The 10912-nt window shown below is 67.4% G+C and carries 3 protein-coding genes; 1 reads left to right on the top strand and 2 read right to left on the bottom strand.

Going from position 1 to position 10912, the window contains the following annotated elements; all coding sequences use genetic code 11:
- Nucleotides 1–3: 3 nt before the first annotated feature.
- The gene (locus J3S28_RS08375; protein WP_207839419.1) at nt 4–777 is read right to left on the bottom strand and encodes an SIR2 family NAD-dependent protein deacylase; all 774 of its coding nucleotides are present in this window, start codon (nt 775–777) and stop codon (nt 4–6) included.
- A 5-nt stretch (nt 778–782) separates the two neighbouring features.
- Complete coding sequence (locus J3S28_RS08370) at nt 783–1205, bottom strand: HIT family protein (RefSeq protein WP_207839418.1); 423 nt, start codon at nt 1203–1205, stop codon at nt 783–785.
- A gap of 452 nt (nt 1206–1657) precedes the next feature.
- On the opposite strand from J3S28_RS08370, the gene J3S28_RS08365 reads away from it, so the two are divergent.
- Nucleotides 1658–10882: a type I polyketide synthase gene (locus tag J3S28_RS08365; RefSeq protein ID WP_207839416.1), complete on the top strand. Its 9225-nt coding sequence runs from the start codon at nt 1658–1660 to the stop codon at nt 10880–10882.
- Nucleotides 10883–10912: the final 30 nt, after the last annotated feature.

Below are 10912 nucleotides of genomic sequence, written 5' to 3'. Positions count from 1 at the left end.
CGCTCAGTCGTCGGCCGCTCGAACGTGCTCGAGCAAGGCCGGCAGGCCTTGACCTGCGGTGGTCTGCAGGAAGTGTGTGACCGATGAACTCAGAGGTGTCGGGTCCGGGTTGATCTCGATCACCGGAATGCCTGCGGCCAGAGCCCGTTCCGGAAGTGAGGCGGCCGGATACACCAGCCCGGACGTCCCCACGACGATCAACAGGTCGCATCCGGCCGCGGCATCGGCGGCCCGGTCCCACGCATCCTGTGGTAGCGGTTCGCCGAACCACACCACACCCGGCCGGACAGGGGAGAGGCACCGCGGGCAGGTAGGCGGTTCGACGCGCAGGGTCTCGGTCGCTGCATCCGGGTCGGCATCGGTGCCGTCGTAGGGGGTCCCGCAGTTGGAACAGCGCGGCGCGAAGAGACTGCCGTGCAGGTGTGCGGTCACGGTGCTGCCCGCACGCTCGTGGAGATCATCGACATTCTGGGTGACGACCATCAGGGTTCGCCGCCGCGCCCACTGCGCCAGTGCGCGATGGCCCGCGTTCGGTTCAGCGCCGCGGACGAGTCGGGCGCGCCACTGGTACCAGGCCCAGACGAGCGCGGGGTCGGCAGACCACGCCTCGGGCGTTGCGAGCTCGGTGGGGTCGAAGCGCTCCCACAGTCCGGTCTCGGCGTCGCGGAAGGTGGGGACATTGCTCTCTGCCGACATGCCCGCACCCGAACACACGGTCACCCAGTGCGCCCCGCGGACCAGCGCGGCGACGGCCGGATCGAGGTGTGTGGCGCCCATGGGCGTCAGGATCCCTGCAGCTCGGAACGCAGGATCTCGGCCGTACCCGGCAGGTCGTTGTCGCGCCTGATGAGCAAACTCTTGGCGAGGATTAGCTTGTCCCCGTCGTGTCGCGGCACCACGTGCAGATGCGAATGGAAGACGGTCTGGAACGCTGCGCGGCCATCGTTGACGAGCAGGTTGACACCGTCCGCGGCGATCGCTGATGCACGTTGGGCGGCGGCGACGCGCTGGCCGGCCTGGAACAGTTTGCCGCCCTGATCGGGGCTGAGTTCAGCGAGATTTGTGGCGTGACGCTTGGGGATCAGCAACGTGTGGCCAGGTCGTACCGGACGGATGTCGAGAAACCCGAGAACGTCGTCGTCCTCGTAGACGACGTGGGCGGGAGAGGTTCTGGCAACGATCGCGCAGAAGACGCAGTCACTCATACATCCACCCTAGTGGCGCTTCTTTGGACAGCCCGCTCATCGGGAGTGACAAATTAGTTTGTCACGATTGCATAACGGTGCCGACAGCCCGTCGTTTTCCCAGGTGAGCGCTCGTTCGGGCGGTGTGAACTGCTTGTTGAACTATTACTCGCATAATTCTAATTATCGCTAGTGCCCCGGTGTCGAATGTTACTGACGGGTATACCCATGGGTCACTTCGAAACATGAGGAAAACCTCATTTTTGTGTGCCAACATGGTCTTCGAGCGCATCTGGAGGGGGCGGGCAATGATGCCTGTCGGTCGAGATGAAACGTAGTGGGCTGCATAGGGATTCGCAACGCGAGTCGCTCGGTCCACCAGCGGGTGGAAATCTCCGGGCTGCGCCGCCCACAGACAGCGCGGTCCTCACATCCGCAGAAAACACACGCAACCAGCTACATGAGGGAGCCTCGTGACCATTCATCAGTTCCGCACCGGATCCGAAGAAAACTCTGCTTGGGCCACCCGGCCCGATGGATCCCTGATCGACTGGCTGCGGGATGGTGAGTCGTACGCAGTGAGCTTCGGTGGACAGGGTGGCCCCTGGCTGCCCGTTCTCGCCGAGTTGGTCATCGACGCCGATCTCGATCGCAGCACTGCCAAGATCGTCGAAGCCGCCGAGCGGCTCATCGAGCCGGTGGCCGACCGCTTGTCCGCAGTGCGCCCCGACGGATTCCATCCGTTGAGCTGGGTGCGCGCCTACAACGCCGAAGAGGTCACTCCGGCCGACTCCGCGCTGGCTGCCGCCCCCGTCTCCGTGCCGGGCATCCTGCTCGCCCAGTTGGCTGCGGTGAGCGCCATGCGCAAGCAGGGTCTCGACCTCGCCGCGATGCCTCCCGTCGCCGCCATCGGACACTCGCAGGGCGTTCTCGCCACTGAAGCGATCAAAGCCGCCACCATCGAGAGTGGACTGGGTGACGGAGCGCTGCTGGCCGTCGCGCATCTGATCGGCGCCGCAGGCGCATTGGTGGCTCGTCGGCGCGGTTTGACCGCCGAAGCCGCCGGGAGTCCGATGCTGTCGATCGCGAACGTCGACCCGGCCCGGATCCAGACACTGGTCGACGACTATGCCCGGTCGCTGCGCGACGGCGACCGCGAGTCGGCCCCCGTCCTCTCCATCCTCAACGGTCGCCGCTCAGTGGTGCTGTCGGGCGCTCCCCGCCACCTCGCCGCGTTCGTCGCCCAGTGCGAGACCATCGCCGAGGCCGAGGCAGCCGAGCGCAAGAAGAAGACCACCGGTGGTTCCGCCTTCGCGCCTGTCTTCGACCCCCTCGCGGTGTCCATCGCCTTCCATCACCCTGCGCTCGACGCCGCGGCCGACCTGGTCGCCGAGTGGGCACAGGCCTGCGACATCGATCCGGTGGCGGCACGCCGCCTGGCCGCAGCCGTGCTCGTCGACCGCGTCGACTGGGTGGACGCACTCGACGACGTCGTGAGTGCCGGCGCCAAGTGGATCCTCGACCTGGGCCCCGGCGATGTCGCCACCCGTCTCAGCGTTCCCGTGGTTCGCGGCCAGGGTGTCGGACTCATCTCGGTGAGCCAGCGCGGCGGACAGCGCAACCTGTTCGCCCCCGGCGGTATCCCCGACGTCCAGCGTCCGTGGAGCAGCTACAGCCCGCGCATCGTCGAACTACCAGACGGACGCCAGGTCGTGGAGACCTCGTTCACCCGGTTGACCGGGCGGTCCCCGATGCTGCTCGCCGGCATGACTCCGACCACCGTCGACCCCGCCATCGTCGCGGCCGCCGCGAACGCAGGCCACTGGGCCGAGCTCGCCGGCGGTGGTCAGGTGACCGAGGCGATCTTCGCCGACAACATCGCCAAACTGACCGAGCTGCTCGAGCCCGGTCGCCAGGCGCAGTTCAACACGCTGTTCCTCGACCCTTACCTGTGGAAACTGCAGATCGGTGGCAAGCGTCTGGTGCAGAAGGCGCGCGCGAACGGCGCCCCCATCGACGGTGTCATCGTCTCGGCAGGAATCCCTGAGCTCGACGAGGCGGTTGCCCTCGTCTCCGAGCTCGCCGAGGCGCAGATTCCCTACGTCTCGTTCAAGCCCGGCACCATCGGTCAAATCCGTTCGGTGATCCGGATCGCCGCCGAGGTTCCTCACTACCCTGTGATCGTCCAGATCGAGGGTGGCCGCGCGGGTGGACACCACTCCTGGGAGGACCTCGATTCGCTGCTACTGGCGACCTACGCCGAGCTGCGGGCGCGGCCCAACGTCGTCATCTGCGTCGGCGGCGGCATCGGTACCGCCGAGCGCGCCAGCGAATACCTCACCGGCGTCTGGTCCGCGGCACACGACTACCCCCTGATGCCGCTCGACGGCATCCTGGTGGGTACGGCCGCGATGGCCACCAAGGAAGCAACCACCTCACCCGCGGTCAAGGAACTGCTCGTCAACACCCCGGGTTGCGACGAGTGGATCGGCGCCGGCTACGCCACCGCCGGAATGGCCTCGGGTCGAAGCCAACTCGGCGCCGACATCCACGAGGTCGACAACGCGGCATCGCGTTGTGGCCGCCTGCTCGATGAGGTGGCCGGCGACGAGGACGCCGTGGCCGAGCGCAGGGACGAGATCATCGAGGCCCTGAGCGGCACTGCGAAGCCGCACTTCGGCGATGTGGCGCAGATGACCTACCGCCAGTGGCTCGACCGTTACGTCGAGCTCGCCGTCGGGGAGGCCACCGGACCCGACACCTGGGTCGACATCACCTGGCGTCAGCGCTTCATCGAGATGCTGCAGCGCGCCGAGGCCCGCTTGAACGTTGCCGATCGCGGCCAGATCCCGACGCTGTTCGGGCACACCGCGGCCACCGACAATCCCGGTGCTGCCATCGACGCGCTCGTCGCTGTGTACCCGGCTGCGGACACCGATGTGCTGCACCCGGCCGACCTGCTCTTCTTCCTCGAGCTCTGCCGTACGCCAGGCAAGCCCGTCAACTTCGTGCCCGTCATCGACAAGGACGTGCGGCGCTGGTGGCGCAGCGACTCGCTGTGGCAGGCACACGATGCTCGCTATGGCGCCGACGAGGTCTGCATCATCCCGGGCCCCGTTGCCGTTGCCGGCATCACCCGCGTCGACGAGCCGGTGGGCGAACTGCTCGACCGTTTCGAAGCACAGGTCGTCACCGATCTCCACGGAATCGGTTCCGAGCCTTTTGCGATCAGCGCCCGGCTGCGCGCCGGACTGGTTGATGTCGACGGTGTCCTCGGCAGCGCGATCGAGGCTCTCAGCGTCCAGTGGTCGGGCCGGCTCGTGCCGAACCCGATTGCGCAGCTGGGGGATCGCGATGCGTGGGAGTTCCCGTCCACCGACCGAGGCGAACACGAGCCGACCGGCGCCGTGCTGGAGCGCACCGAAGACGGTGTGCTGCTGAGCGTTCCGATCGGCAAGGCCACGGTCTCGATCCCGATGATCGTCGACAACTCGATCTTCGACGGCGGAGCACCCACGGTGACCGTCGATGCCGCGGCCGGTGCCATGCGGCAGCTCCTGGCCGTCGCCGCAGGCGGCTCGCTCGCAGAGGTGACCGATGGCAGCGCAACGCGCACCGCCACCTGGGACCCCGACCTCGTCGCCGACCACGCGGCCGTCACCGCCTACACCCTGCCTGAGCATCTCAGTGCCTCGATTCCCCAAGGCGTCACCGGTTTCGCCAACCCGGACACGCTGGTCGGCCTGTGCTGGCCCGCTGTGTTCAGCGTGATCGGTGCGGCAACCACCACTGATGGCGCGCCTGTCGTGGAAGGTCTGCTCGACCTGGTCCACCTCGATCACGTGGCGACGACGTTGGCCGAGCTGCCCCGCACACAGGCCGAGTTCACCGTCACCGCCGCGTTGTCCGATGTGACCGACACCGACCTCGGTCGGGTCGTCACAGTCGATGTGAGCATCGCAGAAGGAGACCGCGAGGTCGCCACCATGACCGAGCGATTCGCGGTTCGCGGACGCACCGGCAGTGGCGAATTGAGCGATCCGAAGCGGGCGGGCGGTGCGCTGAGCGCTCGCACCGGCGAAGCCACCCGTAAGAAGATCCGCCAGGCGACCATCACGGCGCCGTCGCGGATGAACGGGTTCGCACTGGTTTCCGGTGACCACAACCCCATTCACACCGATCTGTCGGCTGCGAAGATGGCAGGTCTGGGCAGTCCCATCGCCCACGGAATGTGGCTCTCGGCGGCCGCGCAGCACGTGGCGACCGCCACCGACGCGAAGAACCCCGTCCCGGTGCCGCGCGCATTGACCGGCTGGACCGCCCGCTTCCTGGGGATGGTCCGTCCGGGAGACGAGATCATCGTCCGCGTCGACCGCGTCGGCATGGATGCCGGCCGCGACGTCATCGAGGTCAGCGCCAAGGTGGGTGACCTGTTGGTCATGAACGCCACCGGCCTGCTGGCCCCGGCGAAGACCGTCTATGCCTTCCCCGGCCAGGGCATCCAGAGCAAGGGCATGGGTCTCGACGCCCGCTCGCGCTCGAAGGCCGCCCGCAAGATCTGGGATCGAGCGGACAAGCACACCCGCGATGCACTGGGCTTCTCGATCCTGGCCGTGGTGCGGGACAATCCGACCACGCTGTCGGCCGGGGGTACCACCTACCAGCACCCGGACGGCGTCCTGTTCCTCACCCAGTTCACCCAGGTCGCGATGGCGACCCTGGGCGTCGCGCAGATCGCGGAGCTCAAGGAATCCGGGGCCTTCGTCGAAGGTGCGATCACCTGTGGACACTCGGTGGGCGAGTACAACGCGCTGGCCGCGTGTGCGGGGGTTCTCCCGCTGGAGGCCGTTCTCGAGGTCGTGTTCCAGCGCGGTGAGGCCATGCATCACCTGGTGCCGCGAGATGCCAAGGGTCGCAGCGATTACCAGATGGCTGCCATTCGGCCGAGCCAGTTCGGTCTGGCCGATGAGGACGTCACTGATTTCGTCGCCGGAATCGGCGAGCGGACCGGTGAGTTCGTCGAGGTCGTCAACCTGAACCTGCTGGGCTCGCAGTACGCGATCGCCGGCACGGTCAAGGGTCTCGAAGCCCTCGAGGCCGAGATCGAGATCTTGCGGGCGAAGACGGGCGGCAAACGCTCGTTCATCGTGGTGCCCGGCATCGACGTGCCGTTCCACTCCACGGTGCTGCGCGCCGGAGTGCCTGATTTCCGCACCCGTCTACAGGACCTGCTTCCCGAGCACATCGACCCCGAGATCCTGGTGGGACGTTACGTTCCCAACCTGGTGCCCCGGATGTTCAACCTCGGCCGTGATTTCGTCCAGGAGATCGCCGATCTCGTACCGTCCGATCCGCTGAACGAGGTGCTCGCCGATTGGGATGCGTGGAGCGCCAAGCCCGGTGAGCTGACCAGGGTGATCCTGGTCGAGCTGCTGGCCTGGCAGTTCGCCAGCCCGGTTCGCTGGATCGAGACGCAGGACCTGCTGTTCACGCCCGCCGAACGCGGCGGCGCGGGCATCGAACGTTTCGTGGAGGTCGGCGTCAAGTCGGCTCCGACGCTCAGCGGTCTGGCGGGTAACACCCTCAAGCTCGACGACTACGCGCAGTCCGCTGTGCAGGTCCTCAACATCGAGCGCGATTCCGACGTCATCCTGGCCAAGGACACCGCGCCCGATGTGGACGAGGACGAGGCGACCGGCGAGGCCCCAGCGGCAGAGGCCTCCCCGGCCACCGAAACCGCCACCGCTGCACCGGCTCCGGTCGCTGCGCCTGTCGATTCGGGTCCACGTCCCGATGACATCTCCTTCACCCCGGCCGACGCGGTGGACGCGGTGATCGCGCTGTGGACCAAGATCCGCATCGATCAGATCGGAACGGCCGACACGATCGAGGCACTGTGCGACGGCGTGTCGTCGCGGCGCAATCAGCTGCTGCTCGACATCGGCGGCGAATTGGGTCTCGGCGCCATCGACGGCGCCGCGGAGGCCGAGATGCCTGCGCTCGCGTCGACCGTGAACGCACTCGCCCGCGGCTACAAGCCGTTCGGCTCGGTGCTGACCGATGCGATCGGCGACCAGATCCGCAAGGTCTTCGGACCGATCAACAAGCGGGCGTCGTACATCGAGGACCGGGTCACCTCGGTCTGGCAGCTCGGTCCCGGCTGGGCGCTGCACACCAGCCTCGCGGTCGCCCTCGGCAGCCGCGACGGCGTGAGTGTTCGCGGCGGCGACCTGGGCGATCTGATCTCCGCTGCCCCGGCCAACACCGACGCGATCGACGCGTTGATCGACGCTGCGGTCTCGAAGGTCGGTTCCAACAAGGGCATCTCGGTGTCGAAGCCGGCGGTCGGGGGAGGCGGCGGTGGCGGCACCGTCGACGCCGCGGCCCTCGGAGAGTTGACAGAGCAGTTCATCGGTCGCTCGGGCGCCCTGGCCTCCGCTGCACAGACGATCCTGACCAAGCTGGGTCTGGCCGACGAGCAGGAAGTCGGCGCCCCGGCCGAAGACAACACCGCCGTCCTCGAACGCGTCAGCGCCGAACTCGGTTCGGATTGGCTCAGGGTCGTCGCACCGGCATTCGACGAGCGCCGGGCGGTGCTGATCGACGACCGGTGGGCCAGTGCCCGCGAGGATCTCGCGCGGGTCTGGCTCGAGGACGAGCACGTCGTGGACAACGATTTCTACGACATCAGCGCGCGCTTCATCGGCGCCGGCGAGACGGTGTGCCACCAGGCTTCATGGTGGCAGGGCAAAGCTCTGGCGAACGGACACCGGGTGCATGCCCGGGTCTACGCCCAGATCGCCCATGCCGCACAGGATCCGCAGCCCGCGACCTATGCCGAGGACATTGCTGTCGTGACCGGCGCGAGCAAGGGTTCGATCGCCGCCGCGGTGGTCGAGCAGTTGCTGGCAGGCGGGGCGACAGTGGTGGCCACCACCTCGCGACTCGATGACACACGGCTGGCGTTCTTCAAGGCGCTGTACCGACGCAGTGCTCGCGGCGACGCGGCGCTCTGGGTCGTCCCGGCGAACCTGTCGTCCTACACCGATGTCGACGAGCTGATCGAGTGGATCGGTAGCGAGCAGACCGAGAACCTCGGTGGCAAGACCGGAGTCGTCAAGCCGGCTCTCAAACCGACCCTGCTGTTCCCGTTCGCCGCGCCGCGGGTTGCCGGTGACCTCACCGACGCCGGCGCTCGCGCCGAACTGGAGATGAAGGTGCTCCTGTGGTCGGTGGAGCGGCTGACAGCCGGTCTCGGCGACATCGCGGCCGATCACCATCTCGCGGCGCGACTGCACGTGGTGCTCCCGGGTTCACCGAACCGCGGAATGTTCGGTGGAGACGGCGCCTACGGCGAGGCCAAGGCGGCTCTCGACGCGCTCGTGAAGCGTTGGAGCGCTGAGGATTCCTGGAACTCGAAGGTGACTCTGGCGCATGCCCTCATCGGCTGGGTCACGGGCACCGGACTGATGGGCGGCAACGACGGATTGGTCGAAGCGGTCGAGGCCGCGGGTGTCAAGACCTGGTCGACGGGCGATATGGCGACCGAGTTGCTCAAGGCCGTCACCCCGGACAGCCGTCAGCAGGCGCGCACCGAGCCGATCCAGCTGGATCTGACCGGTGGGCTCGCGGACGCCACTCTCGACATGAAGGCACTGGCGCGGGCCCAGGCCGATGCGGTCGCAAGCACGGAGGACGACGACACCGACGACGAGCCGACGCTGGCAGCTCTGCCCGCACCGGCCCGCGCGCCTGAGTCGACTACTCCGACCTGGGGCGAGATCGATGCCCGGCCGGAAGACCTGGTCGTCATCGTCGGTGCCGGCGAGCTCGGCCCGTACGGCAGCTCGCGTACCCGATTCGAGATGGAGGTCGAGGACGAACTGTCGGCGGCCGGTGTCCTCGAATTGGCGTGGAGCACCGGGCTCATCGTCTGGGAGTCCACTCCGAAGCCGGGCTGGTACGACGCTGAGACGTCGGAACCGGTGGCCGAGGCGGACATCGCCGATCGCTATCACGATGCGGTCGTCGAGCGTTGCGGCATCCGGAAGTACGCAGATGACGGCGACATGATCGACAACACCTCGCCGCTGCTCACCTCGGTGTTCCTCGACGACGACCTCACCTTCACGGTGTCGTCGGAGACCGAGGCCAGGGCGTTCCAGTCGTCGAGCCCCGACAAGACGAAGATCAAGGTCGACGCCGAGAGCGGCGAGTGGCAGGTGACCCGCCTGGCGGGCACCGAGATTCGCGTCCCGCGCCGGTTCAACCTGACGCGCACCGTCGGTGGTCAGATCCCGACCGGCTTCGATCCCACCCGCTGGGGCGTGTCGGCCGACATGGCCGAGTCTGTGGATCGGGTCGCGTTGTGGAACCTGATCGCCACCGTGGACGCGTTCCTGGCCTCGGGCTTCGAGCCGTCGGAACTGATGCGCTGGGTGCACCCCGGACTGGTTGCCAACACTCAGGGAACCGGTATGGGCGGCATGACGTCCATGCGCTCGCTCTACCTCGACACCTTCACCGGCGAGGCGAAGGCGAACGACATCCTGCAAGAGGCATTGCCGAACGTCGTTGCGGCTCATGTCGTCCAGTCGTACATCGGCAGCTACGGTGCAATGATCCACCCGGTCGCCGCCTGCGCCACCGCCGCCGTGTCGGTGGAAGAGGGCGTCGACAAGATCAAGCTGGGCAAGGCCTTGTTCGCGGTGGCGGGCGGCTTCGACGATCTCGGCATCGAGGGCATTGTCGGATTCGGTGACATGTCCGCCACCGCGGAGTCCGCGAAGATGGAAGCACAGGGTATCGACGCCCGCCGCTTCTCCCGCGCCAACGATCGCCGTCGCGGCGGCTTCGTCGAATCGCAGGGCGGTGGCACGATCCTGCTCGCCCGAGGTGATGTCGCGGCCGAGATGGGTCTGCCCGTGCTCGGTGTGGTCGGCTGGGCGCAGAGCTTCGGTGACGGTGTCCACACCTCCATCCCGGCGCCCGGTATCGGTGCTCTGGGAGCGGCTCGCGGACAGAAGGATTCCGGCTTCGCCAAGTCGCTGCGTCAACTGGGTGTGAGCCCTGACGATGTGGCGTTGGTGTCCAAGCACGACACCTCCACGAAGGCGAACGATCCCAACGAGGCAAATCTGCATGAGCGCCTTGCCGAGGCTCTCGGTCGCAGCGAAGGTGCGCCGCTGTTCGTGGTGTCACAAAAGTCGCTCACCGGGCACGCCAAGGGCGGTGCCGCGGCCTTCCAGCTCATCGGGCTGTGCCAGGTTCTGCGCGACGGGGTCATCCCGCCGAACCGCAGCCTGGACTGTGTCGACGAGGCGATGGAGGAATACAAGCACCTCGTCTGGCCGACCGCCCCGTTGCGTTTCGGACAGCGGTTCGCGCTCAAGGCCGGTCTGCTGACCAGCCTCGGGTTCGGGCACGTATCCGGTCTCATCGCGGTGGTCCATCCGGAAGCCTTTGTCGCAGCCCTGGATCCGGCGCAACGTGAGCAGTACCGGGCGGCTGCGGCCGAACGGTCACGACTGGGACAGCAACGTCTGCTCGAGGCCATGTTCGGCGGCAAGCCGGCGTATCAGCGGCCGCCGAACCGCCGGTTCGACGACAGCGCCTACGAGGGCGATCAGGAAGCGGCCATGCTGCTCGATGGTGACGCACGGTTGTCGGTGACGGGCCATTACGGCGCCGGCGAATGAGCGTCTGCCGGCCAAATATGGGAACGTCTG

Source organism: Williamsia soli, from assembly GCF_017377795.1.
In the GTDB taxonomy this organism is placed as follows: domain Bacteria; phylum Actinomycetota; class Actinomycetes; order Mycobacteriales; family Mycobacteriaceae; genus Williamsia; species Williamsia soli.
The sequence above is the reverse complement of the archived record's forward strand: the minus strand, read 5'-3'. Positions and strand labels throughout refer to the sequence as shown.

Bases quoted from the DNA above. Each gene is read 5' to 3' on its own strand.
- J3S28_RS08370 (WP_207839418.1), bottom strand. From the start codon at position 1,205: ATGAGTGACTGCGTCTTCTGCGCGATCGTTGCCAGAACCTCTCCCGCC.
- J3S28_RS08375 (WP_207839419.1), bottom strand. From the start codon at position 777: ATGGGCGCCACACACCTCGATCCGGCCGTCGCCGCGCTGGTCCGCGGG.